At 71.0% G+C, this 26,398-nt stretch carries 23 protein-coding genes, 1 tRNA gene and 2 pseudogenes; 10 read left to right on the top strand and 16 right to left on the bottom strand.

Annotated features, from left to right (window positions below):
* Positions 1-101 precede the first annotated feature (101 nt).
* The 7 genes from NYE39_RS05920 to NYE39_RS05890 all read right to left on the bottom strand — a co-directional run bounded on the left by NYE39_RS05920 (position 102) and on the right by NYE39_RS05890 (position 10,696).
* Positions 102-1,211, bottom strand: a complete 1,110-nt coding sequence (locus tag NYE39_RS05920) for a uroporphyrinogen-III synthase (RefSeq protein WP_072625101.1) — start codon at positions 1,209-1,211, stop codon at positions 102-104.
* Positions 1,208-1,600 (bottom strand): nitrite reductase small subunit NirD, encoded by a 393-nt coding sequence (gene nirD / locus NYE39_RS05915; protein ID WP_072625100.1) that lies wholly within the window; start codon positions 1,598-1,600, stop codon positions 1,208-1,210. Before nirD ends, NYE39_RS05920 begins: the two co-directional genes overlap by 4 nt.
* On the bottom strand, positions 1,597-4,188 hold the full coding sequence (nirB, locus tag NYE39_RS05910) for a nitrite reductase large subunit NirB (RefSeq protein WP_072625099.1): 2,592 nt from the start codon (positions 4,186-4,188) through the stop codon (positions 1,597-1,599). The genes nirD and nirB overlap by 4 nt, the downstream gene beginning before the upstream one ends.
* Before the next feature lie 10 nt (positions 4,189-4,198).
* The gene (locus tag NYE39_RS05905) at positions 4,199-5,737 is read right to left on the bottom strand and encodes an FAD-dependent oxidoreductase (protein WP_341012111.1); all 1,539 of its coding nucleotides are present in this window, start codon (positions 5,735-5,737) and stop codon (positions 4,199-4,201) included.
* The gene (locus NYE39_RS05900) at positions 5,734-7,917 is read right to left on the bottom strand and encodes a molybdopterin oxidoreductase family protein (protein WP_341012110.1); all 2,184 of its coding nucleotides are present in this window, start codon (positions 7,915-7,917) and stop codon (positions 5,734-5,736) included. The genes NYE39_RS05905 and NYE39_RS05900 overlap by 4 nt, the downstream gene beginning before the upstream one ends.
* A complete protein-coding gene (locus NYE39_RS05895) occupies positions 7,917-9,272 on the bottom strand; it encodes an MFS transporter (protein ID WP_341012109.1) in 1,356 nt (451 codons plus the stop codon). Before NYE39_RS05895 ends, NYE39_RS05900 begins: the two co-directional genes overlap by 1 nt.
* 101 nt (positions 9,273-9,373) lie before the next feature.
* Positions 9,374-10,696 carry a nicotinate phosphoribosyltransferase gene (locus NYE39_RS05890; RefSeq protein WP_341012108.1) on the bottom strand — a complete coding sequence of 441 codons (1,323 nt, stop codon included), beginning with the start codon at positions 10,694-10,696 and terminating at the stop codon, positions 9,374-9,376.
* Positions 10,697-10,711: 15 nt separating this feature from the next.
* On the opposite strand from NYE39_RS05890, the gene clpS reads away from it, so the two are divergent.
* From clpS to NYE39_RS05870, 4 genes are read left to right on the top strand one after another with little or no spacing between them, the layout of a single operon-like run.
* Positions 10,712-11,002 carry an ATP-dependent Clp protease adapter ClpS gene (clpS, locus tag NYE39_RS05885; protein ID WP_084452218.1) on the top strand — a complete coding sequence of 97 codons (291 nt, stop codon included), beginning with the start codon at positions 10,712-10,714 and terminating at the stop codon, positions 11,000-11,002.
* Positions 11,002-11,640, top strand: a complete 639-nt coding sequence (locus tag NYE39_RS05880) for a DUF2017 family protein (protein WP_341012107.1) — start codon at positions 11,002-11,004, stop codon at positions 11,638-11,640. Before clpS ends, NYE39_RS05880 begins: the two co-directional genes overlap by 1 nt.
* Positions 11,637-12,458 (top strand): glutamate racemase, encoded by an 822-nt coding sequence (murI, locus tag NYE39_RS05875; RefSeq protein WP_185220517.1) that lies wholly within the window; start codon positions 11,637-11,639, stop codon positions 12,456-12,458. The genes NYE39_RS05880 and murI overlap by 4 nt, the downstream gene beginning before the upstream one ends.
* Positions 12,455-13,222, top strand: coding sequence for an MBL fold metallo-hydrolase (locus NYE39_RS05870; RefSeq protein WP_072625091.1), 768 nt, complete (start codon positions 12,455-12,457; stop codon positions 13,220-13,222). The genes murI and NYE39_RS05870 overlap by 4 nt, the downstream gene beginning before the upstream one ends.
* Positions 13,223-13,311: 89 nt before the next feature.
* On the opposite strand, the gene NYE39_RS05865 is transcribed toward NYE39_RS05870, so the two are convergent.
* Positions 13,312-13,944 carry an HAD family hydrolase gene (locus NYE39_RS05865; protein ID WP_341012106.1) on the bottom strand — a complete coding sequence of 211 codons (633 nt, stop codon included), beginning with the start codon at positions 13,942-13,944 and terminating at the stop codon, positions 13,312-13,314.
* A gap of 54 nt (positions 13,945-13,998) precedes the next feature.
* Between NYE39_RS05865 and NYE39_RS05860 the strand changes: the two genes are divergently transcribed.
* Entirely contained in the window at positions 13,999-15,042 is a 1,044-nt protein-coding gene (locus NYE39_RS05860; RefSeq protein ID WP_072625089.1) for a S66 family peptidase, read from the top strand.
* Here the strand turns inward: NYE39_RS05860 and NYE39_RS05855 are convergent.
* A complete protein-coding gene (locus NYE39_RS05855; RefSeq protein WP_072625088.1) occupies positions 15,039-15,893 on the bottom strand; it encodes an alpha/beta hydrolase family protein in 855 nt (284 codons plus the stop codon). The genes NYE39_RS05860 and NYE39_RS05855 overlap by 4 nt on opposite strands.
* Before the next feature lie 42 nt (positions 15,894-15,935).
* Between NYE39_RS05855 and rph the strand changes: the two genes are divergently transcribed.
* Both rph and rdgB read left to right on the top strand, forming a co-directional pair.
* Positions 15,936-16,694 (top strand): ribonuclease PH, encoded by a 759-nt coding sequence (rph, locus tag NYE39_RS05850; RefSeq protein ID WP_341012105.1) that lies wholly within the window; start codon positions 15,936-15,938, stop codon positions 16,692-16,694.
* Positions 16,691-17,323: an RdgB/HAM1 family non-canonical purine NTP pyrophosphatase gene (gene rdgB / locus NYE39_RS05845; protein WP_341012104.1), complete on the top strand. Its 633-nt coding sequence runs from the start codon at positions 16,691-16,693 to the stop codon at positions 17,321-17,323. Before rph ends, rdgB begins: the two co-directional genes overlap by 4 nt.
* Before the next feature lie 104 nt (positions 17,324-17,427).
* On the opposite strand, the gene NYE39_RS05840 is transcribed toward rdgB, so the two are convergent.
* The 4 genes from NYE39_RS05840 to NYE39_RS05825 all read right to left on the bottom strand — a co-directional run bounded on the left by NYE39_RS05840 (position 17,428) and on the right by NYE39_RS05825 (position 19,989).
* A complete protein-coding gene (locus NYE39_RS05840) occupies positions 17,428-17,577 on the bottom strand; it encodes a hypothetical protein (protein WP_341013455.1) in 150 nt (49 codons plus the stop codon).
* 59 nt (positions 17,578-17,636) lie between these two features.
* Positions 17,637-18,907, bottom strand: a protein-coding gene (locus NYE39_RS05835) for an IS3 family transposase (protein WP_341011664.1) whose coding sequence is annotated in 2 segments (ribosomal slippage) — positions 17,637-18,562 and positions 18,562-18,907 — 1,272 coding nt in all. Because the reading frame shifts where the segments join, the coding sequence is not laid out codon by codon here.
* 228 nt (positions 18,908-19,135) lie between these two features.
* A tRNA-Leu gene (locus NYE39_RS05830) sits at positions 19,136-19,217 on the bottom strand.
* 13 nt (positions 19,218-19,230) lie between these two features.
* Positions 19,231-19,989: an IS481 family transposase gene (locus NYE39_RS05825; RefSeq protein WP_341013369.1), complete on the bottom strand. Its 759-nt coding sequence runs from the start codon at positions 19,987-19,989 to the stop codon at positions 19,231-19,233.
* On the opposite strand from NYE39_RS05825, the gene NYE39_RS05820 reads away from it, so the two are divergent.
* Entirely contained in the window at positions 19,963-21,318 is a 1,356-nt protein-coding gene (locus NYE39_RS05820; protein WP_445667061.1) for an IS256 family transposase, read from the top strand. The genes NYE39_RS05825 and NYE39_RS05820 overlap by 27 nt on opposite strands.
* 42 nt (positions 21,319-21,360) lie before the next feature.
* Here the strand turns inward: NYE39_RS05820 and NYE39_RS05815 are convergent.
* Positions 21,361-21,717, bottom strand: a pseudogene (locus NYE39_RS05815) (helix-turn-helix domain-containing protein); the annotation flags it as partial.
* A 439-nt stretch (positions 21,718-22,156) separates the two neighbouring features.
* Here NYE39_RS05815 and istA point away from each other — a divergent pair.
* Positions 22,157-23,704 (top strand): IS21 family transposase, encoded by a 1,548-nt coding sequence (istA, locus tag NYE39_RS05810; RefSeq protein WP_192911957.1) that lies wholly within the window; start codon positions 22,157-22,159, stop codon positions 23,702-23,704.
* Complete coding sequence (gene istB / locus NYE39_RS05805) at positions 23,701-24,477, top strand: IS21-like element helper ATPase IstB (RefSeq protein WP_341011666.1); 777 nt, start codon at positions 23,701-23,703, stop codon at positions 24,475-24,477. Before istA ends, istB begins: the two co-directional genes overlap by 4 nt.
* 458 nt (positions 24,478-24,935) lie before the next feature.
* Here istB and NYE39_RS05800 read toward each other — a convergent pair.
* A pseudogene (locus tag NYE39_RS05800) lies at positions 24,936-25,163 on the bottom strand (integrase core domain-containing protein); the annotation flags it as partial.
* 26 nt (positions 25,164-25,189) lie between these two features.
* Positions 25,190-26,335: an IS110 family transposase gene (locus NYE39_RS05795; RefSeq protein ID WP_185220960.1), complete on the bottom strand. Its 1,146-nt coding sequence runs from the start codon at positions 26,333-26,335 to the stop codon at positions 25,190-25,192.
* Positions 26,336-26,398 lie beyond the last annotated feature (63 nt).

Here is a 26,398-nt window from a genome sequence, read left to right as displayed (position 1 = left end):
GTGGCACGGATCTGCCCGGGCGGGCGAAGGGAGGGGTGGCTCCCTTATCCGGGAGGTCATCCGCTCACCCTCCCGGCCGGCGCGGCCGCACGCGGATTGCCTCAGGCCGTGGCCAGGCGGTAGCCCCGCTTGACGACGGTCTCGACGACGCGGCGGTCACCGATGGCCTCGCGCAGCCGGCCGACGGCCACCTCGACGGCGTGACCGCTGGCGGAGTCGCCGGGCAGCACCTCGAGGACGTCGGCGCGGGTGACGACATCCCCCTTCGCGTCCATGAGCAGGTGGAGCACGGACAGGCCGCTCGGGGAGATGGCGAGCACCCGGTCGCCGAGGAGCGCGGCGGTGCTGCGCAGCTGCAGCGGTCCGGCGACGGTCTCGACGGCGGTGGCCATCATCGCCTCGTAGTGGCCGACCACGGCGCGCACGAGCGACCCCAGCCGGGCCCGCTCCGGGAGCAGCGGGCTGATGCCGACGTGCTCCAGCGGGCGCGCGGTGACCGGCCCGACGGCCGCGACGACGAGACGGCCGGTGCGGACCCGGCCGACGATCGACGGCAGGACGCCGGCGTCCCGAGCCGCGTCGAGCCAGGCCGCCGCGGCCGGTGCCGAGGTGAAGACGACGACGTCGACGTCGCCGACCGCCGCCTGCTGCACGCCGCAGGTCACCGCGTCGGCGTCCGGTGGTGGGCCCCACCGGTAGACGACGAGGGGAGTCACCAAGGCACCGGCGGCGGCGAGGTCGACGTCGAGCTCCTCGCACCCGGCGCCATGGTGCTGGACCGCGATCCGTTGTCCGGCAACGCCCTCGGTGATGAGGAAGTCGCGGATCTCGGCCGAGGTCTCCGACTCGGCGACCCAGTCGGCGTCGTGCCCGGCGGCCTGGATCGCACCCCGGGCCTTGGGCCCGCGGGCGATGATCCGGGTGGCGTCGAGCACGTCGTGCAGCTCTTCGCCGAGTCCGGCGGCGTCGGCCGCCTCGACCCACCCGCGGAACCCGATCGCCGTCGTCACGACGACGACGTCGGGCGGTGCGGCGAGCAGTGCCCGGGTCCGCTCCACGAGCTCCGCGTCGGCGGTGTGCGGCACGATCGTCAGCGCCGGGGTGTGCACGACCCGGGCACCGCGCCGCTCGAGGGCGGCGCGCAGGTCACCGGCACGCCGGTCCCCGGTGACGAGGACGACGCACCCGGCGAGGAGCTGCGGCAGGCTCACGTGACGCCACGGTCGAAGGGGGAGCCCGTCACCTCGTTGCCGGACGGCTCGATCCAGACCTCGCCGTCGACGACCGCCACGGGCCAGGTCCGCAGGTCGACCGGGTCACTGCCGGCACCGTCGAGGCAGGCGCCGGTGCGCAGGTCCCACACCTGCTTGTACATCGGCGAGATGACCGTCGGGACCCCGCCCCGCGTGCCGACGAGCCCGCGGGCGATGACGTGGGCGCCGCTGTAGGGGTCGAGGTTGTCGATGCCGTGAACGACGTCGTCGTGGGTGCGGACGAGCGCGACCTGCAGTCCGTCTACGAGGGCGACGGCGCCACGCTCGGGGACGAGATCGGTGAGGGCGCACAGACGCACCCGGGTCTGCGGGGGAGCAGTGGTCATGAGCGGACCTCCAGGGTCGTGCCGGCGATGAGGACGGACGCGTCCGAGCGTTCCTGCGGGGTGGCGGGGCGGGCCTGGCCGCGCTCGCCGACGTAGGCGAGCGAGTCGTCGACGGCGTCCGGGGCGTTGACGAAGGACGCGAAGCGGGCCAGCTTGTCGGGGTCGGCGAGCGTGGCCGCCCACTCGTCGCGGTAGTTGCCGACGTGCGCGGCCATCGCGGCGTCGAGGTCGTCGGCGATGCCGAGGCTGTCGTCCATGACGACGGCACGGATCGCGTCCAGACCCCCTTCGTGCTCCTCGACCCAGGGGGCGGTGCGCTGCAGGCGGTCGGCGGTGCGCACGTAGTACATGAGGAAGCGGTCGATGGTGCGCACGAGCGTCTCGGTGTCGAGGTCCTCGGCGAGCAGGCGGGCGTGCTTGGGGGTGAAGCCGCCGTTGCCGCCGACGTAGAGGTTCCACCCCTTGTCGGTGGCGATGATGCCGACGTCCTTGCCGCGGGCCTCGGCGCACTCACGGGCGCACCCGGAGACGCCGAGCTTGATCTTGTGCGGTGAGCGGAGGCCCCGGTAGCGCAGCTCGAGGTCGATCGCGAGGCCGACGGAGTCCTGCACGCCGAAGCGGCACCACGTCGAGCCGACGCAGGACTTCACCGTGCGCAGCGACTTGCCGTAGGCGTGACCCGACTCGAAGCCGGCGTCGACCAGCCGCCGCCAGATGCCGGGCAGCTGGTCCATCCGGGCACCGAAGAGGTCGATCCGCTGGCCGCCGGTGATCTTCGTGTAGAGGCCGAACTCCCGGGCCACCTCGCCGATGGCGATGAGTCCCTCGGGCGTCACCTCGCCGCCCGGGATGCGCGGGACGACCGAGTAGGAGCCGTCCTTCTGCAGGTTGGCCATGACGTGGTCGTTGGTGTCCTGCAGCGTCGCCTGCTCGCCGTCGAGGATGTGCCCGGTGCCGAGCGAGGCGAGGATCGAGCCGATGACCGGCTTGCAGATGTCGCACCCGCGGCCGGTCCCGTGGCGCTCGATGATCTCGCTGAAGGTCCGCAGGCCCTGGACCTGCACGATGTCGAAGAGCTGCGCCCGCGACTGCTCGAAGTGCTCGCACAGCGCACTGCTCACCTCGACGCCGGCGGCGGCGAGCTCGCTCGTCACGAGCTTCTTGACCAGCGGCAGGCAGGAGCCGCAGCTCGTGCCGGCCTTGGTGCACGCCTTGACCCCGGCGAGGTCGGTGCAGCCCCCTTCGCCCACGGCACAGCGGATCTCGCCGGCGGTGACGTTGTTGCAGGAGCAGACGGCGGCCTCGTCCGGCAGGTCCCCGGCGGGCGCCGGTGCCGCACCCTCGGGCAGGAGGTAGGCCGCGGGGTCGCCGCCGAGCTCACGACCGACCATCGGGCGAAGGGAGGAGTAGGCGCTGGCGTCGCCGACGAGGATGCCGCCGCGCAGGGTGCGGGCGTCGTCGCTCATGACGAGCTTCTTGTAGACCCCCGCGACCGGGTCGGAGATGACGACCTCGAGCGAGCCGGGCTCCTGGGCGAAGGCATCGCCGAAACTCGCGACGTCGACACCGAGGAGCTTGAGCTTGGTCGACAGGTCGGCCCCGGGGAAGGTCCCGGCGCCGCCGAGCAGCCGGTCGGCGACGATCTCGGCCATCGTGTAGCCGGGGGCGACCAGACCGAGGCAACGACCGCCGATGCAGGCGACCTCACCGATCGCGTGGATCGCGGGATCGGCTGTGGCACAGGCGTCGTCGACGACGACTCCGCCGCGCTCGCCGATCTCGAGACCGGCCTCGCGGGCCAGTTCGTCGCGCGGACGGACACCCACGGCGAAGACGACGACGTCGACGTCGAGCGAGGGACCCTCGCTGAACCTCATCCGGGAGACGGCTCCGCGCTCGCCGACGATCTTCGACGTCGCGGTCGAGGTGCGCACCGAGACGCCGAGACCCTCGATGAGCCGCTTGAGGCCTTCGCCGCCTCCCTCGTCGACCTGCAGCGGCATGAGGCGCGGCGCGAACTCCACGACCGTCGTCTCGACCTCGAGCGCCCGCAGGGCACCGGCCGCCTCGAGGCCGAGCAGGCCGCCGCCGACGACCGCGCCGCGCACCGGCCGGTCGAGTTCCTCGCGGCGGGTCTCGACGAACTCGCGCAGGTCGGCGACGTCGTCGATCGTGCGGTAGACGAAGGCCCCGCGCAGGTCCTTGCCCGGCACGGGCGGGACGGCGGCGTAGGAGCCGGTCGCGAGGACGAGCGAGTCGTAGGGCAGGACCTGGCCGGTGCTCGTCGTCACCGTCCGCGCGTCGCGGTCGATGCTCTCGGCCCGGACACCGCGGCGCAGCGTGACGAGCGGGTCGTCCCACAGCTCCTGCCCGCCGAGGGCGAGGTCCTCGGGGTGGCGCCCGGTGAAGTAGGAGGTGAGCGCGACGCGGTCGTACGGCGCGCGCGGCTCCTCGCACAGCAGTGTGACGGCCCACCGGCCGGCGTCGTCGCGGGCACGCAGTGCGTCGACGAGCCGGCGGGCGACCATGCCGCCGCCGACGATCACGAGCTGCTGCGGCCCGGTGGTGGGGGTGGTGGTCTCTGGCATGGCGCTCAACTTAGGAAGCCCTCGTTTCGGCTCGGTCTTGGTCGTGTTTCCCCGGTGTGAACCCGTCCTCACCAGGCGCGGTCGCGGGCTGTGAGGGGCCTGCGTCGGCGCCGAGCCAGTCGAGGATCCCGCACACGGCGTCGGTGCAGCCGCCGCAGCCGGTCGTCGCCCGCGTGCTCGCGGCCACCTGCTCCAGCGTCGTTGCGCCGGAGGCGAACTCGGTGCGGATGTCCCCCTTCGTCACGCCGTTGCACCGGCAGATCGTCGCCCGGTCCGGGATGAGCGAAGGGGAGTCCCGTCGCGTCGTCGTGGCCGCAGGCGCGACCGCCGGCAGCAGCAGGTGCGCCGGGTCGGCCGGCAGGGGCGTGCGGCGGGTGTAGGTGGTGATCAGGTCGGTGCCGACACGACCCGCGCCGACGGTCGTGGCGCCCAGGAGCAGGCCGTCGCGCACGACGATCTCGAGGTGCCGGCCGGCGGAGGGGTCGCTGAGCTGCACGACGCGCAGGCCGGGCTCGTCGGCCCGGCCGCTGCCGCACACGCCCATCGTCACGATGTCGACGCCGTGGGTCTTGGGCTTGACGACGTCGCCGACGCCGGTGGTCACGGTCTCGGGGTCGCGGCCGGTGAGCAGGTCGGCGAGACGGCGGGCCTGCTCCCACCCCTGGGCGACGAGGCCGCTGGCGCCGCCGGGAGGTTGGGCGCAATCACCGATGGCGTGCACGTGCGGGTCGCTCGTCGTCAGGTCGGCGTCGACGAGGACGCCGCGGTCGACGTCGATCCCGGCCGCCTCGGCCAGCTGGGTGCTGGGTACGGTGCCGGTCGACAGCACGAGCAGGTCGGCGGCGAGCACTTCGCCGTTCGTCAGGTGCACCCGTCGCAGCCGGCCCTCCTCGACGACGATCTCCTGCGCCCCGACTCCGACCCGCTGGTCGACACCGTTCCGGCGCAGGGTCGACTCGACGACCCGGCTGGCGGCCTCGTCGAGCTGGCGCTCCATGAGGGCAGGGGAGGGGTGGACGACGGTGACGGCGAGGTCGCGTCGGGCGAGCCCGCTCGCGGCCTCGAGGCCGAGCACGCCGCCGCCGAGGACGATGGCGCGGCGGGCGTTGAGGGTCGCCGCGATGATCTCGCGGGCGTCGTCGATGGAGCGCAGCACGTGCACCCCGGTCGGCAGGTCACCCCGACCGGGACCGTTACCGAGACCCGGGACCGTCGGGACCCGGGCGGCCGCCCCGGTGGCGATGACGAGCTCGTCGTAGGGGACCCGCGTGTCGTCGGCGAGCACGACGTCGCGGCGCTCGCGGTCGATCGCCCGCACCGCGACGCCGCGCTGCACCGTGACGCGCGGGTGGTCGGCGGCCGGCAGGGTGATCGACGAGAGCCCGCGCGTGCCCGCGACGACGTCGCTCAGCAGGACCCGGTTGTAGGGCTCGCAGGCCTCGTCGCCGAGGACCGTCACGAGGTGCTCACCGGCGTGGTCGGCAGCCGTGAGGTCCTCGACGAATCGGGACCCGACCATCCCGTACCCGATGACGACGACGTGGCTCATGCGCTGACCTCCAGCGGCTCGGGGACGAGATCGGTGGTGCTGGCGGCGACGTCGACGGCGCACACCTTGAACTCCGGCATCGACGAGATCGGGTCGACCGCGTCGTTGGTCGCCCGGTTGACGCTCCCGGCACCGGCGAAGTGGAAGGGCATGAAGACCGTGTCCGGCCGGACCCGGTCGGTGATCCGCGCGGGCGCGCTGACCGTGGCCCGCGCGGTGCGCAGGTCGAGCTGGTCGCCCTCCTCGATGCCCAGGCGGTGGGCGAGGAGTGGGTGCACCTCGACGAAGGGGGTCGGTTGCGCCGCGAGGAGCGCTGCCACCCGGCGGGTCTGTGCCCCCGACTGGTAGTGCTCGAGGACGCGCCCGGTGATGAGGAAGAGCGGGGCATCGCGCCGCAGGTCCTCGGCCGGGCCGACGTGGTCGACGGGCACGAGCCGGGCACGGCCGTCGGGCGTGGGGAAGTCGTCGAGGAAGGCGCGCGGGGTGCCCGGGTGCAGGGCCTCCCCTTCGCCGGTGGCCGGGCAGGGCCAGTGCAGGTCGCTCTCTCGGTCGAGGCGGGCGTGGCTCAGCCCGGAGTAGTCGGCGCGGCCGCCGACGCTCGCCCTGGCCAGCTCGTCGAAGACCTCCGACGGGACCGTCGACCACGTGCCCGGGGCATCGAGGCGGGCGGCGAGTTGCGACCACACCCACAGCTCCGAGACGACTCCCTCGGGCGGATCGATCGCCTTGCGGCGACGGATGATCCGGCCCTCGAGGTTGGTCATCGTGCCTTCCTCCTCGGCCCACTGCGTGACGGGCAGGACGACGTCGGCGAGGGCGACGGTCTCGGAGGGGACGACGTCGCAGACGACGAGCAGGTCGAGTGCGCGCAGTCGATCGGCGACGGCATCGGCGCGGGGTGCGCTCACGACGGGGTTGGCCCCGTGGACGAGAAGTGCCCGGGGTCCGCGGGGGGTGCCGAGGGAGCGCAGCAGCTCGACGGCCGGCAGGCCCGGGCCGGGCAGGTCGTCGGCGTCGACGCCCCAGACCGCGGCGACGTGCTCGCGGGCGGCCGGGTCGGCGATCATCCGGTAGCCGGGCAGCTGGTCCGCCTTCTGCCCGTGCTCGCGCCCACCCTGGCCGTTGCCCTGACCCGTGAGGGCGCCGTAGCCGCTCCCTGGGCGCCCGACGAGGCCGAGCGCGAGGGCGAGGTTGATCGCGGCGGTGACCGTCGCGGTGCCCTGGCTGGACTGCTCGACGCCGCGCCCGGTGAGGACGTGGACGCCCGCGCCTCCCCGTGCGGGGCTGGCCGCCGCGAGCAGCCGAGCGGTCGCCCGCAGGTCGTCAGCGGGCACCCCGCAGACCTGCTCGGCCCGCTCGGGCCACCACGCGGCGACGGAGCGGGCGACGTCGTCGAGCCCGCTCGTCCGCTCGGCGAGGTAGGCCTCGTCGGCGAGCGACTCGGCCAGGACGACGTGCAGCAGCGCCTGGAGCACGACGAGGTCGGTCCCGGGGACGGGCTGCAGGTGGACGCCCTGCCCGTCGTCGGTGAGGTCGGCCGTGGCCGAGCGGCGCGGGTCGACGACGACGAGCCCACCGGCCGCGCGAGCTCCCGCGAGGTGCCCGACGAAGGGAGGCATCGTCTCGGCGACATTGCTGCCGAGCAGCAGGATCGCGCCGGAGGTGTCGAGGTCGGTGACGGGGAAGGGCAGGCCCCGGTCCATCCCGAGCGACCGGTTGGCGGCGGCCGCGGCGGAGGCCATGCAGAAGCGGCCGTTGTAGTCGATGTGCTTGGTGCGCAGGGCGATCCGGGCGAACTTGCCGAGCTGGTAGGCCTTCTCGTTCGTCAGCCCACCACCGCCGAAGACGGCCACCGCGTCGGGCCCGTGCTCGTCCGCGATCGCCCGGAGCCGGTCGGCGAGGAGGTCGAGCACCTCGTCCCAGCCCATCGGGTGCAGCTCGCCGTCGGAGCCGCGCACCAGGGGAGTGGTGAGCCGGTCGGGGGCGCGGAGCACCTCGGCCGACGTCCACCCCTTGCGGCACATGCCGCCCCGGTTGGTCGGGAAGTCGCGGCCCTCCACCTCAATTCGCTGGTGGGAGGCCGTCCGCGGCCGACCCTCGAGACCTGCAGTCCCGAGACCCACCCGCTCCAACGACATCGCGCACTGCAGCGCGCAGTACGGGCAGTGGCTGTCGACCATCAGATGCCCTCGTCGGCCAGGCGCGAGCCGCGGCGGACGTAGACCGCCCAGGTGAGCGCCGCCATGAGGACGTAGGCCGCGATGAAGACCCCGATCGCGGGAACGAGGGAGCCGAAGCTCGTCGTCGACATCGCGAAGCCGCGCGGCACGAGGAAGCCGCCGACGGCGCCGACCGCGCCGGCGATCCCGATGCAGCCGGCGGCACTGCGCCGGGCGATCGCGAGCTCCTCACCGTCGCGGACCCCGGCCCGGAAGACGGCCGGGATCATCCGATAGGTCGCGCCGTTGCCGATGCCGGCCCCGGTGAAGAGCACGAGGAAGGCGAGCAGGAAGAGGACGAAGGAGTGCGCGGAGAGGGCGAGGATCGCCAGCCCCGCGGCGAGCCCCATGACGACGAAGGCCGCGATGGTCACCCGCGCGCCGCCGAGCCGGTCGGCGATGATCCCGCCGAGCGGTCGGCTCGCGGCGCCGAGGACCGCGCCGACGAAGGCGATCGACGTCGTCACCTCGGGGAACTGGCTCCTGAGCAGCGTCGGGAAGGCCGCCGAGTAGCCGATGAAGGAGCCGAAGGTGCCGATGTAGAGGAAGGAGATGATCCAGGTGTGGGGGTGGGTCGCGGCCTTCGCCCAGCTGCGGTGGTCGGACCGCGCGGTGCTGAGGTTGTCCATGCCGCGCCAGGCGCCGAGCGCGGCGAGCAGCACGAGCGGCACGAAGAGCAGGCCGGCCCGCTCGAGGTGGATCCCGGCGCCGATCGCGATCACGGCGGGGACGACGAGTTGCACGATGCCGGTGCCGAGGTTGCCGCCAGCGGCGTTGAGCCCCAGGGCCTTCCCCTTCTCCGCCTCGGGGAAGAAGAAGGAGATGTTGGTCATCGACGAGGCGAAGTTGCCCCCGCCGAAGCCGGCGAGTGCGGCGATGCCGAGGAGCAGCGCGAAGGGGGTCTCCGGCCGGCCCACGACCCAGGCCAGGGAGAGAGTGGGCAGCAGGAGCAGCAGCGCCGAGATGATCGTCCAGTTGCGCCCGCCGACCAGCGGGACCATGAAGGTGTAGGGGACCCGCAGGAAGGCGCCGACGAGGCTCGGCACCGCGATGAGCCAGAACTGCTGGTCGAGGGTGAGGGCGAAGCCGACGCCGTTCAGCTGCGGGACGACGACGCTCCACAGCGCCCACACGCAGAAGCCGAGGAACTCGGCGAGCACCGACCACCCGAGGTTGCGGCGGGCGACGGCCTGACCCCCGGCGGCCCAGAAGCCCGCGTCCTCCGGGTCCCAGTGGTCGATCCAGCGCCCGGCTCGGCGGACGGGACCAGCGGTGGGTGTTGCGGCAGCGGTGCTCGTGGGCAGCGTCGTGGTCATGCCGGGAGGCTTGCAAGACCGTGTTTCGCGCCCGGTCTGAGTACGTAAAGGCCGCGTTACTCTGCCCGCACATCCGGGAGCGGGGCGCTGTGAGGGACGTCCTAGGGGGTGTCGGTGAGGAAGACCGTCTCGACCGCGGGCTGACCCTGGCTCAGCTGGTGGGCCGAGCGGGGCAGCTCGGCGACCGAGGCCTCGTGCCGGGCACGCGCGCCCTCGAGGTTCGCGTGCTCGCGCCCGACGACCTCGCCGCCCTCGACGAGCTGCACGAGCAGGTCGCGGTCGTCGGCGTCACCGACGGGCTGCTCGCCGATGCCGAGCACCTCGGCCTCGACGACACCCCATGGGTTGCGTCGACGCAGCGCGTACTTGCGCCCGCCGACCGACTGCTTGTCCTTGCTCTTCTTGGCGACGCCGATCATCCGCCCTTCGTCGTCCTCGCGGGCGACGAGCTTGTAGACCATCGACGCGGTCGGGTGGCCCGACCCGGTGACCACCCGGGTGCCGACGCCATAGGTGTCGACGGGGGCGGCCGCGAGGGCCGCGATGGCGTACTCGTCGAGGTCGGAGGTGACGACGATCTTGGTCTCGGTCGCGCCCAGCGCGTCGAGCTGCTCTCGGACCTCGCTCGCCTGGACCACGAGGTCACCCGAGTCGAGACGCACGCCACCGAGCGAGGTGCCAGCGACCTCGATGGCGGTGTTCACCCCTTCGGTCACGTCGTAGGTGTCCACGAGCAGGGTGGTGCCGACGCCCAGCGACGCCACCTGTGCCTCGAAGGCCTCGCGCTCGCTCTCGTGCAGCAGGGTGAAGGCGTGCGCCGCGGTGCCACCCGTCGGCACGCCGTGCCGCCGGCCCGCCTCGAGGTTGGAGGTGGAGGAAAATCCGGCGATGTAGGCCGCCCGCGCCGCCGCGACCGCCGCCTCGTCGTGCGTGCGGCGGCTGCCCATCTCGATGACCGGCCGCGACCCGGCGGCACCGGTCATCCGCGACGCGGCCGAGGCCACGGCGGAGTCGTGGTTGAGGATCGACAGGATCACCGTCTCGAGGATCACACCGTGGGCGAAGTCGGACTCGACGACGAGCACGGGGGAGTAGGGGAAGTAGGTCTCGCCCTCGGCATAGCCCCAGATGTCGCCGTCGAAGCGGTAGTCGGCGAGGAACCCGAGGGTGTCCTCGTCGACGACCCGACGCTCGCGCAGGTCGCGCAGCTCCTCGGGGCCGAAGCGGAAGTCCTCGATGGCGTCGAGCACCCGACCGGTGCCGGCGAGGACCCCGTAGCGGCGCCCGCTCGGCAGCCGCCGCGCGAAGGTCTCGAAGACGCAGCGACGCGACGCCGCGCCGCTGCGCAGGGCGGCCTGGAGCATCGTCAGCTCGTAGTGATCGGTGAGCAGGGCGGTGCTGGGTCGGATCGTCACGCCGGCCACTCTAGGCTGGAGGGCGTGTCCATCGCCCCAGCCGAGCAGCAGACGTCCGAGCCCGACGTCGTCGAGGCCGTCGACACCCCGTGGATCACGCTGGTGTGGAACGACCCCGTCAACCTCATGTCTTACGTGACCTGGGTCTTCCAGACGCACTTCGGCTATCCGAAGCAGCAGGCCGAGAAGCTCATGATGGACGTGCACCTCAAGGGCCGCGCCGTCGTCGCGCACGGCCCCAAGGAGCAGATGGAAGCCGATACGGAGGCGCTGCAGGGCTACGGCCTGTGGGCGACCTTCCAGAAGGACACCTGATGGCCCACGCCTTTGCCGCGGACGGGGACGACCTCGTCGCGCTCATGGACGACAACGAGCGGGCGGTCGTCGCAGGGCTGTGCCTGCAGGTCATGGACCTCGTCGCCCCCGCCTCCGTGACGAAGGGGGAGCACGCCGACCCCTTCGAGGCGATCGTCGCGGGGCTGGGTGACCTCGCCACGGACACCGAGCAGGGTGCTGCGGGCGTCGGGGTCCCCGACCGGGCCTTCGGTCTCGACCACGACCGCGACCCGGCGCTCGACCGGCTCTTCCCCACGGGCAACCGGGAGGACGAGCAGGAGGCCGCGGAGTTCCGTCGCTTCACCGAGCAGGGGCTGCGCCAGCGCAAGCACGACGGCCTCGCGACCACGGTGCGCACCCTCGAGTCGGTCGACGAGGACCGGTGGGTCGTCACCCGCGCGCAGGCGCCGCAGGTGCTCGTCGCCCTCACCGACGTGCGCCTAGTCATGGGCGAGCGGCTCGGGCTGCGCACCGACGAGGACGCGACCCGGCTCGAGGAGCTCATCGAGACGCTCGACGCCGACGACCCGGCGGTCTTCGCCCTCGGCGTCTACGACTTCCTCACGTGGCTGCAGGAGTCGCTGACCCGCGCGCTCACCGGCGAGGACGAGGAGTGAGCGGGCCGGCCACGGCCGCCCAGCCCATCGGCATCTTCGACTCCGGCTTCGGCGGGCTGACGGTCGCGCGCGCCGTCATCGACCAGCTGCCGCACGAGTCGGTCGCCTACCTCGGTGACACGGCGCGAGCGCCCTATGGCCCCAGGCCGATCGCGCAGACCCGTGAGTACGCGCTCGAGTGCCTCGACCGGCTCGTCGAGCACGGCGTCAAGGTCCTCGTCATCGCGTGCAACACCGCCAGCGCCGCCGTCCTGCACGACGCCCGCGAGCGGTACGACGTGCCGGTCATCGAGGTGATCCGACCGGCGGTGCGCCGCGCGGCGCTCGCGACCCGCAACCACCGCATCGGGGTCATCTCGACCGAGGGCACGCACCGCTCCCGCGCCTACCTCGACGCATTCGCCGCCGCGCCGACCGCACAGGTCGTCTCCCAGCCCTGCCCGCGCTTCGTCGAGCTCGTGGAGGCCGGGACGACGTCCGGGCCGGAAGTGCTGGAGGTGGCACGCGGCTACCTCGCCCCCCTTCGTGAGGCGGAGGTGGACACGCTCGTCCTCGGCTGCACGCACTACCCGCTGCTCACCGGTGCCTTGTCCTACGTCATGGGCGAGGGTGTCACCCTCGTCTCATCGGCCGAGGAAACCGCCAAGGACGTCTACCGTGTCCTTGCGGACCACGACCTGCTGCGTCCCGAGTCGCTGCCGGCTCCGGGGCACGGCTTCACCACCACGGGAGACCCGGATCGCTTCCGGTCGCTGGCCCGCCGCTTCCTCGGCCCCGAGGTGGCGGACGTCTTCGGCAACATGGGGGAAGAGTCGTGAGGCTCACCGTCGTCGGGTGCTCCGGGTCCTTCGCGGGCCCCGAGTCGCCGGCTTCCTGCTATCTCGTGACGGCCGAGCACGAGGGGCGCACCTGGCGCATCGTGCTCGACCTCGGCAACGGCGCGCTCGGCGCCCTGCAGCGGCACGCCGACCCCGCCGACCTCGACGCCGTCGTGCTCAGCCACCTGCACCCCGACCACTGCATCGACCTCACCGGCATGTACGTCACCCGCACCTACCGGCCCGAGGGTGCGCTCACCGAGCGCCTGCCGGTCTACGGTCCCGCAGGCGCGGCCGAGCGCCTCGCCGCGGCCTACGAGGGCATCGACGAGGCCGGCATGACCGGGGTCCTCGACTTCCGCCGACTCTCCACGAGCGTGCCGACGCACATCGGGCCCTTCGTGGTCCGGCCCTTCCTCGTCAACCACCCGGTCGAGGCCTACGGGTTCCGCGTCGAGGCCGACGGTCGGGTGCTCGCCTACAGCGGCGACACCGATGCCTGCGACGCGCTGACCCCGCTCTTCGCCGACGCCGACCTCGTGCTCGTCGACTCCGCCTTCGTCGAGGGGCGAGACGAGGCCCGCGGCATCCACCTCACCGGGCGTCGCGCGGCCGAGGCCGCCGTCGCCGCCGGGGGAGTGGGGCGCCTGATGCTCACCCACATCCCGGCGTGGAACGACCCCGAGGTCTGCCGCGCCGAGGCCGCCGCCGTGTGGCCGGGCGAGGTCGAGCTGGCCCGCCCGGACGCGACCTACGACGTCTGAGCGTGCACAACAGGTCGTCCTGACGCATCTCGCGGCGTTCGTTGGCCTTTTCGTGCACGCGGACGACCTGTTGTGCACACGCTCCCGGGTCAGACGAGCTCGAGCAGCGGCAGCAGCGACTCCTCGAGCCGGTCGGGGTGCGCGGAGGCGAGCATGGCGCGGTCGTGGGTGGCCTCGGGACGGCACACGGCATAGGTCTGAAGACCGGCGGCCGCACCCGCGTGGACGTCGTGGGTCGTGTCGCCGACCATCCACGTGCCCTCGGCGTCGAGTGCCGCCAGCGCTCGCTCGATGACGTCCGGTGCCGGCTTGGCGGGGAAGCCGTCGGTGCCCTGCACGTGGTCGAGGTGGTCGGCGAGCCCGAGCGCGGCGACGAGGTCGCGCGCCATCTCGCTGCGCTTGGTCGTCGTCACCGCGAGCAGATAACCCTTGGCCCGGAGGGCCTCGAGCACCTCGACGGTGTCGACGAAGGGAGTGGACCGCTGGGTGAATCGGGCCGGGTAGATCCGGCGGTACGACGCCGCGAGGGCGGCGACGTCCCCCTCGGGGGCGAGGGCGGTGAACATGTCCTGGAGGGGGAGGCCGACGAGCGCGCGGACGGGCGCGTCGCCCGGGTCGGGCAGCCCGTGCTCGACCATCGCGGCCGCGATGCTCCCGATGATGTCCGGCAGGGAGTCGACGAGCGTGCCGTCGAGATCGAAGCAGATGGCTCGTCGCGTCATGTGCCGCAATCTAACCCGCTCGACGTGATGGGCCGCGACTGGTGGACTGGGGCCATGGACGCGCGCCTGCCCGCCCCCCTTCGCCCCGGTGACACGATCGCGGTCACTGCACCGAGCTCCGGGGTCCCGCCGACCCTCCAACCCCGCCTCGACCTGGCGATCGCCGGGCTGCGGCGACGCGGCTTCGAGGTCGTCGAGGGGGTCTGCCTGCGGGACGTCGCGCCCACCCACGTGAGTGCCTCGCGCGAGGCCCGCGCCGACGAGCTCATGGCCCTGCTCGTCGACCCCGACGTGCACGCCGTGATCCCGCCGTGGGGCGGCGAGACGGGCATCGACGTGCTGCCGCTGCTCGACCTCGACCTGCTCGCGCAGTGCGACCCGACCTGGTACGTCGGCTTCTCCGACACGACGACGACGATGCTGCCGCTCACCCTGCGGGCCGGGTGGGCGACCCTGCACGGCAGCAACCTCATGGACACGCCCTACGCGCCCGCTCCCGGTCAGCGGCACTGGCTCGACGTGGCCATGTCCGAGGGCGGTGAGCTCACCCAGACCGCCGCCACCCACCACCGCGCCGCGGGCTGGGACGACTACGAGGGCGACCCGGGAGTCGACGAGATGACCCTCATCGAGCCCACCAGATGGTCTCTGCTCGAGGGGGAGTCCGCGAGCTTCACCGGGCCGCTCGTCGGTGGGTGCATCGAGGTGCTCTCGCCGCTGGCGGGGACTCCCTTCGGCGATGTGTGGTCGTGGGCGCAGGTGCAGGAGCAGCCGCCCGTGGTCCTGCTCGAGGCCGCGGAGGGCGATGCCTTCGAGATCGCCCGCTGCCTGCACGGGCTGCGGCTGGCAGGGTGGTTCGACCGGTGCGCCGGCGTCGTGGTCGGGCGCACCTCCGCACCTGATGCACCGACGCTGACGCAGCACGAGGCGGTGCGTGACGCCCTCGGTGACCTCGACGTGCCGGTCGTGCTCGACGCCGACGTGGGGCACCAGCAGCCGCAGCTGCCGCTCGTCCTCGGCGTGCCCACGCGGGTCGAGGTGGGGCCTGAGGCGCAGACGATCACCCAGGACCTCACCCGCCGGACCGCATCTGCCTAAGGTCGGGCGCGCTCGCCGACCCGTCCGGTGACCCAGGCGGCGATCCGCTCGCCGATGATCTCGGGGGAGCGGGCGAAGCTGTAGTGGTCGACCGCCTTGCCCGGGTCGCCCGCCGACTTGGTGAAGGTGAAGCGCTCGACGTCGGCACCCGCGAAGAGTCCGACGAGCTCGTCCACGGCGGCCGGGGGAGCGAGGGTGTCGTTGTCGAGGTCGACGACGAGCAGCGGCAGGCTCCGCTCGGCCAGCCCCGGCGCGATGTCGCGGCCGCCGGGAGCGAGGCGCCCGGTGCGCGAAAAGGCCGCCCACTCGCGCATGAGCGTCACCGCCTGCGTTCCCCCGAAGCCGAGGCGGGCTCCGGGCCAGTACCCGCACAGCCGCGAGACCAGCCCGATGAACTGCGTCTGCGCGAGGGTCTTGAGCCCTTGCTGCGCGCGCCAGTGCGGCGTCCCCGACCCGATGAGCACGGCGGCGTCGACCGCGGGCGTCGGGCCGGCGAGGTGGGCGGCGAGGAGGTGGCCGCCGAGGGAGTGCCCGAGCGCGACGACCGGGCCTTCGTGGTGTTCGCGGACCGCGTCGACGACCGCCGGCAGCCAGCCGTCGGCGAGGTCGGTGTAGCCGAGGTCGCGTCCGCGGCCGACGTGCGGCCGGGAATCGGACTGACCCGTGTAGTCGGCGACGCCAGCGGCCACGCCGTGCTGCGCGAGCTCGTCGACGAAGGGGCCGTAGTAGCCCGCCGGCACCCCCATGGCCGGCATGACGAGGACGAAGGGGGCCGACGTGGCGTCGGTCCCGGCGGCGTGCAGGGTCGTCGTCGCGCCACCGGGCAGGGTGATGTCGCTGTGCTTCTCCACGGCGGTGAGCCTACGGCCGTCGCGGATCGTTAGCCTGAGCGCATGACTGACACCACCCCCCGGCACGACGGACGCACCCCCGAGCAGCTGCGCGAGGTGCGCATCACCCGCAACTGGCTCGACCACGCCGAGGGCTCGGTGCTCGTCGAGTTCGGCCGCACACGGGTGCTCGTCGCCGCGAGCTTCGAGGCGGGGGTCCCGCGCTGGCTCAAGGGGCAGGGCACCGGCTGGGTCGCCGCCGAGTACGAGATGCTGCCGCGCTCGACCAACACCCGCAGCGGGCGCGACTCGCGCAAGGGCAAGGTCGGCGGTCGCACCCACGAGATCTCACGGCTCATCGGCCGCAGCCTGCGCGCGGTCATCGACACCAAGGCCCTGGGGGAAAACACGATCGTCCTCGACTGCGACGTCCTGCAGGCCGACGGCGGCACCCGCACCGCCGCGATCACCGGCGCCTACGTCGCGCTCGTCGACGCCGTCGAGGACGCCCGGGCCCGCGGCCTCATCGCTGCCGGGGCCAAGCCGATCACCGGGTCGCTCGCCGCGGTCTCGGTCGGCGTCGTCGACGGCCGCGCAGTCTGCGACCTCGACTACCCCGAGGACTCCACGGCCGAGACGGACATGAACGTCGTCATGACCGGCACGGGCGAGTTCATCGAGGTGCAGGGCACGGCGGAGGGCGCTCCCTTCGACCGCGCGCTGCTCGGTGACCTCCTCGACCTGGCCACCACCGGCTGCGCGGCGCTGACCGAGACGCAGCAGGCAGCCCTCGCGGAGACCCCGCGGGAGCGCGTCCTGTGACCCAGCGGGTCGTCCTCGCGACGCACAACGAGCACAAGGTCCACGAGCTGCAGCAGATCCTCGGAGAGGCCGAGTTGGGCGTCGAGATCGTCTCGATGGCCGCCTTCCCCGAGGTCGGCGAGATCCCCGAGACTTCAGTGACCTTCGCCGGCAACGCGCGGCTCAAGGCCGAGCACGTCGCGATGCGCACCTCGTTGCCCGCGCTCGCGGACGACTCCGGCCTGGCCGTCGAGGTTCTCGGTGGCAGTCCCGGCATCTTCTCCGCGCGGTGGTCGGGTCTGCACGAGGGTGCGGACATGTCGCGGGCCGACAAGGACCGTCGCAATCTGCAGCTCCTGCTCGACCAGCTCGCGGACGTGCCCGACGAGCACCGTCGGGCGGCCTTCCGTTGCGCGGCGGTCCTCGCGATCCCCGGCGGCACCACCGTGACGAGCGAAGGGGAGGTCCCCGGCGTCGTCGTGCGGGAGCCGGTGGGGGACAACGGGTTTGGTTACGACCCGATCTTCGTCCCCGACGGAGACACCCGCACCCTGGCGCAGTACACCGACGTGGAAAAGAACGCGATCAGCCACCGCGGCCGCGCCTTCCGTGCCATGGTCCCGCTGCTGCGCGAGCAGCTCGCTCCCTGAGGAGGCGCCCGCGGCCGAGCCTCGAAACCTGCCCGGACCCGCGTCCTGCCTCAAGCGCGGCCGAGGGCCGATCTGGGAGCGTGCCCACGCAAGGACCTGACCATTCAGAGGGGGTCGGTGAACGAGACAGGCGTGTCGGTGGCGTGAGCGTAGGCAATCTCTGAACGAGTGGACTCACCGATGTACCCGCCCGGGTTGACCACGAGCACCCTGTCGGCAAGGTCGATCTTCCGCAGGTGGAGTGCATCCAGCATGGCCTTCTGGTCGCTCGTGACCTCGGGCCCTACCCCCGGTTCTTGGACACAGGGTGTGATTACGCGGCGGTCGGCAGCGTAGCGGCCCGGCGGGCCTCGTAGGTGGACGGGGACAGGTAGCCGCACCAAGTGTGACGGCGGCGGGTGTTGTAGCGGACGAGCCACCTGAAGACCTGCCGGCGGCAGGTCAGGTCGTCACTCCAGCAGGCGGCGTCTTGGAGGACCTCGCGCTTCATCGTGGCGTTGAACGACTCGGCGAGCGCGTTGTCGGCCGACGACCCGACGGCTCCCATGGATTGGGCGATGCCGAGCTTCTTGCAGAGCTTGGCGTAGGCCTTCGAGCAGTAGACCGACCCGTGGTCGCTGTGGAAGATCGCGCCCTTGAGGCTGCCGCGGGTCGCGGCAGCGGCGTTGAGAGCGTCCTCGACCAGCTCGGTGCGCATGTGGTCGGCGATCGCCCACCCGGCCAGCCGACGGCTGTAGCAGTCGATCACGGTCGCTAGGTACAGGTTCGTCCCGTCGGCCAACGGCAGGTAGGTGATGTCCCCGACGTAGCGTCGGTTCGGCGCAGGAGCGGTGAAGTCCCGGTTCAGCAGGTCTGGGTACTTCTGCCCCGAGGGTTCGGGGATCGTGGTCCGCACGCGACGCTTCTTCACATAGCCGCGGATGCCCTCCAGCCGCATCACCCTGGCCACGCGCTTGTGATTCACCCGTGCACCGGCAGGCGCGTTGTCGTTGAGTTCGGCGGTGATCCGCGGCGCACCGCAAGTGTTGTCCTCGGCATGGACGGCCCTGATCCGCTCCGCGAGCTCGGCATCAGCCCGGGCACGCCCCTCGCGTGTCGGGGCAGCCTTGAGCCAGGCGTAGTAGGACGAGCGCTCGACCTCGACGAGCTCGCACAGTCGCTTCACCCCGCCGCGATCGGCGAAGGTGGCGGAGTTGTCAGCGACGAACTGGAAGCGACTCACCAGCGCGTCTCCCCGGCGAAATACTTGGCCGCCCGCTGAAGAATCTCCCGCTCGGTGGTCAGCTTCGTCGTCTCGACCTCGAGCTCGTCGACCCGAGCCTCGAGCCGGGCGATCTTCTGCTCCGACGTCTCATCAGCCGGCGTCGAGGAACTCTTCGACGGCTTGGACTGCAGCGGGCTGGAGGTCAACGTCCCGTCAGCAGCGGTCTTCTTCCCGGCCCCGTAGACCTCGAGCCAGTGCCGCAGCGTGCCCCGCACGATGCCGAGATCCTCGGCGATGCCGCGGACCGTGGCGCCCGGGGTGGACTCGTACAAGTCGACTGCCTGACGACGGAACTCCTCGGAGTAGTTCTTCCTGGCCATGATTCTCGAATCATCTCGCTTCCCCAGCACCAGGTGCTGGATTCTGCGTGTCCAAGAACCGGGGTCAGGCCCCATCCCCGTCTATCTCGGCGGGCATGAGGGCGATCAGTCCCGAGACGGTCAGGTCCCGGTGGGCCCTACGCAGGTCATCTGCGAACCGCATCGAACCGCAGATGCACACGATCTCCGGTTGCTCTGACACGGTCCAGTCCTCCGCTCAAATTCTTGTGCCGAAGGCGGGACTTGAACCCGCACGCCCGTGGACACGGCATCCTAAGTGCCGCGCGTCTGCCAATTCCGCCACTTCGGCTCGGTCGTGCAGTCTAGGTGTACTGACCCGCCAGGTTGGGTACGCGGTCTGCGGGTGAGGCGCCTTTGAGTGCGGTGTGGCCGCGGTCGTGATTGTAGGTGTGGAGGAAGTCGGGGAAGGCCGCGACGCGTTCGCTCTCGCTGGCGTAGGGGCGGGCGTAGGCCCATTCCTCTTGCAGGGTGCGGTTGAACCGCTCAACTTTGCCGTTGGTTTGCGGCCGGTAGGGGCGGGTCCACTTGTGCTTGATCCCGTGCTCGGCCAACAGGTCCCGGAACATCTGCGACCGGTAGCAGGCCCCGTTGTCGGTCATCACGCGCTGGGTGGCGACGCCGATGGAGGTGAAGTGCTGCAGGGCGCGGGCCATGAACGCTGTCGCGGTCTCCTTCTTCTCGTCGGTCAGGATCTCGGAGTAGGTGTAGCGCGAGTGGTCATCGACCGCGTGGTGCAAGAACGCGTAGCCCAGGTTCGGGCGACCGTGGACCTTGCGTGGCCGGCCGTCTTCCCGGTGGGCGCTGGAGTTGCGCCCGCCCTGCGCTCGGCCGTGGACGCGATGTCCTCCGCCGTCGGGGATGCGTCCTAGCTTCTTGATGTCGACGTGGATCAGATCCCCGGCCGCCTCGCGTTCGTAGCGCACGATCTGCCGTCGCTTCGCACGGACCGGGGCCCCGGTCGCGGGGTCGGTCCAGGGCGTGTCAGATGGTCTGTGTAAGTGGGGTCTCCTATCTGAAGGAGATTGACTATGGCTATGACCAAGCCGAAGGATGACGCGCAGCGTGAGGAGCCGGAGGCTCGTCGGTTGCGTCGTGAGCTGTTCGATGACGAGATGCTCGACAAGTTGATGGCCGCGACGGATGAGCGTGGCCTGTCGCTGACGGGTGAGGGCGGTTTCTTGCCCGAGATGATCAAGGCTGTCCTCGAGCGTGGGATGCAGGCTGAGCTGACCGACCACCTGGGCTACGAGAAGGGCGACCCGGGAGGGCACGGCTCGGGGAACTCACGCAACGGCAGCACCCCCAAGAATTTGGGCACCGAGGTCGGTGACATCGGTCTGGACCAGCCGCGGGATCGCAACTCCACGTTCGCGTCGGCGTTGGTGCCCAAGGGCGCTCGGCGTTTGGGTGGGCTGGAAGACATGATCATCTCGCTGTACGCGGGCGGGATGACGATCCGCGACATCCAGCACCACCTGGCCGCGACGTTGGGCACCGAGCTGTCCCACGAGACGATCAGCAATGTCACCGACGCCGTCGCCGAGGAGGTCACCGCCTGGCAGACCCGCCCGCTGGAGGCGTTCTACCCGGTGATCTACCTCGACGCTCTGGTGGTGAAGATCCGCGACGGCGCTCACGTGAGCAACCGCGCCGCGCACATCGCTGTCGGCGTGGACATGGATGGCGTCAAGCACGTCCTGGGCATCTGGGTCCAAGCCGCCGAGGGCGCGAAGTTCTGGGCGTCGGTGTGCGCGGAACTGGCCAACCGCGGCGTCAAGGACGTGCTGATCGTCTGCTGCGACGGGCTGACCGGCTTCCCCGAGGCCATCGAGGCGACCTGGACCCAGGCGATGGTCCAAACGTGCGTGGTCCACCTGATCCGCGCCTCGATGCGGTTCGTGTCCTACACCGACCGTAAGGCCGTCGCGGCGATGCTGCGCCCGATCTATACCGCCGCGAACGAGGACGCGGCGTTGATGGCGCTGACCACGTTCGCCGACTCGAACCTGGGTAAGAAGTACCCCGCCGCCGTGGCCTCCTGGGAGAACGCGTGGGAGCGGTTCACGCCATTCCTGGCCTTCGGTCCCGCCTTGAGGAAGGTCATCTACACGACCAACTCGATCGAGTCGCTGAACTACCAGCTACGCAAGATCATCAAGAACCGCGGCCACTTCCCCAGCGACACCGCCGCGATCAAGCTGCTGTGGCTGGCCATCCGCACCATCGAGGACAAGCGAGCCCGTGAGCGCGCCAAAGAAGCCGGCACCCCCAGAGGCACTCCCCGCAAGGCACCCGGCAAGCTCGTCGAAGGCTCCGTCATCCAAGGCTGGAAAGCAGCCCTCGGCGAACTCGCCCTGATCTATCCCGACCGCATCAACACCTACCTGTAACCCACCGAGACCCAGTCACTTACACAGACAACTTGACAAGCTCTCGGTCCAGGACAGGCGCAAGCACCCGTAGCGGGTCAAGATCCGCTGGACCGTAGAGACGTTCAAGCCCAGGTGGTACGCGATCCGTGCTGGCCCCCAGCGACGCGACACACGCATCCCGACCACGCGCCGCTCCTGACGGCGCGTGGTGCGGTGAGGGCACGAGCGTGGACGACTGGACCGATCGCCCATCGCTGCCGGGCCGTGCGCGCGGTACCGATCGGCCCACCGCTTGGCCGTGGTGACCGAAACCTGGAAACGGTCCGCTGCGCGACGAAGCGGCCACCCATCATCGACAACGCACCGGGCCAGCCGCAGCCGACCGCGTGGAGTGAGCAAAGCATTAGCGTGGGTCATGAAGGCCTCCGTGGTGAGCCGTGTGTGTTCCTAGACAGCTCCACACCTCACCCGGAGGTCTTCCTCATGTCACGCCGACTCGCCCATCGCGTACCTAACGTCCCGGGTCAGTACATCTAGGCGCTGGTGTAGCGACCCGTCTGTCGGCCGGCGAACGTTTCGGTTGTGGAATGGCAGTTCGGACATAGGTAGCGAACGTTCTCAGGCACGTTGTTCGTCATGTCGCCGTCGATGTGATCAACATGTGTCGGCGGCCACGAGAAACTGCCCGGAGACGGCCACGAAACTACCCGGTGGCGGACATGAGAACTGCCCGCTGACGGTCATGGGATCTGCCCGACACGACGTCGTCTGCCTCGCCGTGCTGCGTGGTTGAGGCCCCTTCCTCGGGTGCGATGAGCGGTGCTGAAGCGCCCCATCGCCCCGAGGAAGGGATGAGTTGAAGTCTGCCGAGGAGATCATGAAAATTCTGGATGCCTACGACCTGACAGGGTCGTTGCGTGATGCCGGGGAGCTGGCCGGCTGCTCCCACCACACGGTCAAGCACTACGTCGAGCGGCGTGCCGCTGGCGGCGAGCTGGACCGGGCCGCGACGCGGCCGCAGGTGATCGATGAGTACCTGCCCAAGGTCGAGGAATGGGTCGAACGCTCGAAGGGCAAGGTCCGCGCGGACGTGGCCCACGACAAGCTCGTGGCGTTGGGCTACACCGGCTCGGAGCGCACCACCCGCCGCGCGGTCGCGACCGTGAAGCAGTCCTACCGGGCTGGCCATGTGCGGGTGCACCGACCGTGGGTCACCGAGCCGGGGATGTGGCTGCAGTACGACTACGGCGACGGTCCGGTCGTCGACGGCGCGAAGACCGTGCTGTTCGTCGCCTGGCTGGCGTGGTCGCGGTTCCGGGTCGTCCTCCCGATCCGCGACAAGACGATGCCGAGCGTGTTCGCCGCGCTGGACCAGACGTTCCGGCGACTGGGTGGGGTGCCGACCTACGTGTTGACCGACAACGAGAAGACCGTCACGGTCGAGCACATCGCCGGGATCCCGGTCCGCAACGCCCAGCTCGTCAGCTTCGCCGAGCACTACTCGGTGGTCGTGCACACCTGTGTCCCGGCGGATCCGGCGTCCAAGGGCGGCACCGAGTCGTCGGTGAAGATCAGCAAGGCCGACCTGGTCCCCAAGGACACCAACCTGCTCGTCGAGTACGCGACGTTCGCTGAGCTCGAGGCCGCCTGCGAGGCGTTCTGTCAGAAGGTCAACACCCGCCCGCACCGGCTCACCAAGCGGCCACCGGTCGAGATGCTCGCCGAGGAAGCCACCCGGCTGCACCCGGTCCCCGCGGTGCCGCACACGGTCGCGTTCGGCACCACCCGGCAGGTGCCGACCAACACCCCGATGGTGACCTTCGAGTCCGGCCAGTACTCGGTCCCCCACGTCCACGACGACCAGTCCCTACTGGGCGCCACGGTGTGGGTCCGCACCCAAGGAGTCGGGGTCGACGAGCAGGTCGTGATCGTCCACGTCGGCGCCGATGGTCCGGTCGAGGTCGCCCGCCACGCCCGGGCCACCCCGGGCACGCCGAAGATCAACGACGAGCACTTCCCGCCCCAGCCCGAGGGACCGCTGGACCGTCGGCCGCGGGCGAAGAACGCTGCTGAGTCGGAGTTCCTCGACCTGGGCGAGGGCGCGAGGTTGTGGCTGGTCGAGGCCGCCGCCGCGGGCACGCCGCGGATGCGGGTCAAGATGGCCGAGGCACTTGCCCTGGCCAAGCTGTTCGACCCCGTCGAGGTCGACTGGGCACTGGGCCATGCCGCGGTCCATGGCCGGTTCGCCGAGGCCGACCTGTCCTCGATCCTGGACCACCACGCCCGCCAACCCGGCGCCGGTGAGCACCGGGCCAGCGAGGACTCCTCGCTGACCCAGGGCACCAGCGCCTGGGCACGGCTCGGCCAGCAGTCCGCTACGGACACCGACGAGGTGATCGCATGAAGACCACGACCACCGCGCCGCCACTGCCAGCCGACCTGGAAGACCTGCTGCGCAGGCTGCGGCTGCCGCACATCCGCCGCCACGCCCCGGAAGTCGTCGCGACCGCGAAGGCCCAACGCTGGGAACCGGCCGAGGTCCTCAAGGCGCTGTTCGCAGAGGAGGTCGCCGGCCGGGAACGCTCCGCACTCGCCACGAGGCGTGCAGCGGCGGGGTTCCCGACCGGGAAGACCTTCGACGCATGGCAGCCCGACGCGTCCTCGATCCCGGCGCCCACCCAGCAGGCACTGCGGACCCTGGAATGGGTCCACCGACGAGAGAACCTTGTCGTCTGTGGGCCGTCGGGGACCGGGAAGACGTTCCTGCTCGAGGCGCTCGGCCAACAAGCCGTCGAGACCGGTCTGAAAGTCGCCTGGTTCACCCTGGAAGACCTCGGCGTCCTACTGCGCCGACACCGCGCGGACGACACGGTGTCGAAGGCGATCGCCCGCGTCCTGCGCGCCGACCTGGTCATCGTTGATGACATCGGGCTGCTGCCGGTTGCCGCCGACGCCGCCGAGGGCCTCTACCGGCTCGTCGACGCCGCCTACGAGAAGCGCTCGGTCGCGATCAGCTCGAACCTGCACCCGTCCGGATTCGACGAACTCATGCCCAAGACGCTGGCCACCGCCACCGTCGACAGGCTGCTGCACCACGCCCACGTCTGCCAGACCAGCGGCGACTCCGTGCGCCTCACCCAAGCACTGGCTGGCCAAGGGGTGAGCCCGTTGAGCTGAGCACCCTGGTCGGTGGTGGCCGCAGCCCCCATGGGCAGATCCCATGGCCACCACCGGGCAGTTCTCGTGGCCGTCAGCGGGCAGGTTTCATGTCCGCCACTGGGCAGTTCTCACTGGCCCTTGACAAACATGCAACGAGATGGCGTGGCCTTGCCAGTTTCCATCGCACCCGCACATCTCGCACTCGTATGGCCGACCGATCTCGTTGAGCGCACGTCGGAGTTGCTCAGGCTTGGTCCGGTTTGCGTCGCGAGGCTTCCGGACGAGGATCTGTGCCGCCGTCAGTGGAGGTCTCGTGGGAGGGCGACCACGTTGCGTGAAGTGAGACGTGTCCACTTCGAGCTTCTTCAGCATGCGACCTATGTGCGCCTGGGTGCCTCCGGCTTGTCTCAACCCCAGGTATCTGAGAATCCCCGCGACCGAAGTCGAGTTGAAGCGCCCCAGGTTCTCTGCCGCTCTCATACGGGCTGCGGCTCGGGGTTGAGGGCAGCGTAGTGGGCTTGCTCGTACTCGATGGGCGGGACGTTGCCCAGCGAGCTGTGCAGCCGTCTGGCGTTGTACCAGTCGACCCAGCCGGCGGTGGCGTACTCGACGTCGGCGATGCTCTTGTAGGGGCCGTCGTGGAAGACTGTGGTGCGGATGCACTCGGCCTTGTACAGGCCGTTGATCGTTTCCATCAACGCGTTGATGCTCCTATAGATCGTCAAGTCGATCAGGCCGCGATTTCGAGCTCTCCATTAACGGGCTTGGCGATGGCGTCCGGGGCCAGCAGCAGGCGGAAGAGCTCGCGAGCGAGGTACCGCTTCAGGCACCGGATGATCTCCCGCTTCGACATGCCCTCGGCGGTGCGACGGGCCACGTAGTCGATCGTCGGCTGATGCCAGCGCATGCGCACGATGACCACGCGATACAGCGCGGCGTTGGCCTGCCGGTTCCCGCCGCGGTACAGACGGTGCCGGCTGTTGGTCTTGCCGGATCCAGCCGGGATCGGGCACGCGCCACACATCTTGGCAAACGCTGCCTCGGACTTGATCCGGTTGGCGTTGTCGCCGGCGGTGATCAGCATCTGTGCCGCAGTGTCGTAGCCGACGCCGACGGCCTCGACGAGCTGGGGCGCAGCGGCCGCAGTGAGTGCCTTCAGTGATGCGGCGTGAGCCTTGGCCTCCTCGTGCAGCGCCAGCCAACGCTTCGCCATCGAGGACAGCACGTGTCGCATCGCCACATCCGGGTCGCCCGGCACAACAACGGCAGGTGCGCCACGGCGCACGGGCGGCAGTGGAGTCGGACCCTCCAGCGCCGCGCACGCGAGGATCAGCTTGTGGTCGGTGAGCGTCTCCAGCTCCGCCCGCAACGCCTCGCTCCCGGTCGCGAGGGTCGCCTTGAGCGTGATCATCGCGGTTGTCCGCGCTTGAACGGCACCGTCGTAGGCGATCTTGACCAGCCTGATCGTTTCGACCGCGCCGTCGGCGGTCTTGGGTGTCGACAGCCCGTGCCCAGCCAGTAGCTGGCGTGCAGCGTGCTCGGCATCGATGGTGTCGTTCTTCCCTGCGAGTCGACGTTCCGCGGCCCGTGCTGGGCGGGCGATCTCGTGGACGTCGTGACCGTGGTTGCGCAGGTAGCGCGCCAAGCCGACCCCGTAGGAGCCGGTGCCCTCGACGCCGAACCCGATCAGCCGACCGGCCGACCCGACGAAGGCCAGACAGAAGGCGAGGAGCTCCTCAAACCCGGCGATGGTGGTGGGCACGACGATGTCGCCGAGCCGGCCGCCAAAGCCGTCGATCGCGACCGCTACGTGGTTGTCCTTGTGGGTGTCGACGCCGACGATGACATCGTCACGCCGAAGCTGCATGCTGGGCATCGGGCTGTGGATCCTCTCTCGCACTTTCCGGGCGGGCTGTCCATGGCTCAGCTGGCCGGAGTG

The organism is Janibacter sp. FSL W8-0316, from assembly GCF_038004165.1.
GTDB lineage: Bacteria > Actinomycetota > Actinomycetes > Actinomycetales > Dermatophilaceae > Janibacter > Janibacter indicus.
Note: the sequence above shows the minus strand (reverse complement) of the source record. Positions and strands in the feature narration are given on the sequence as shown.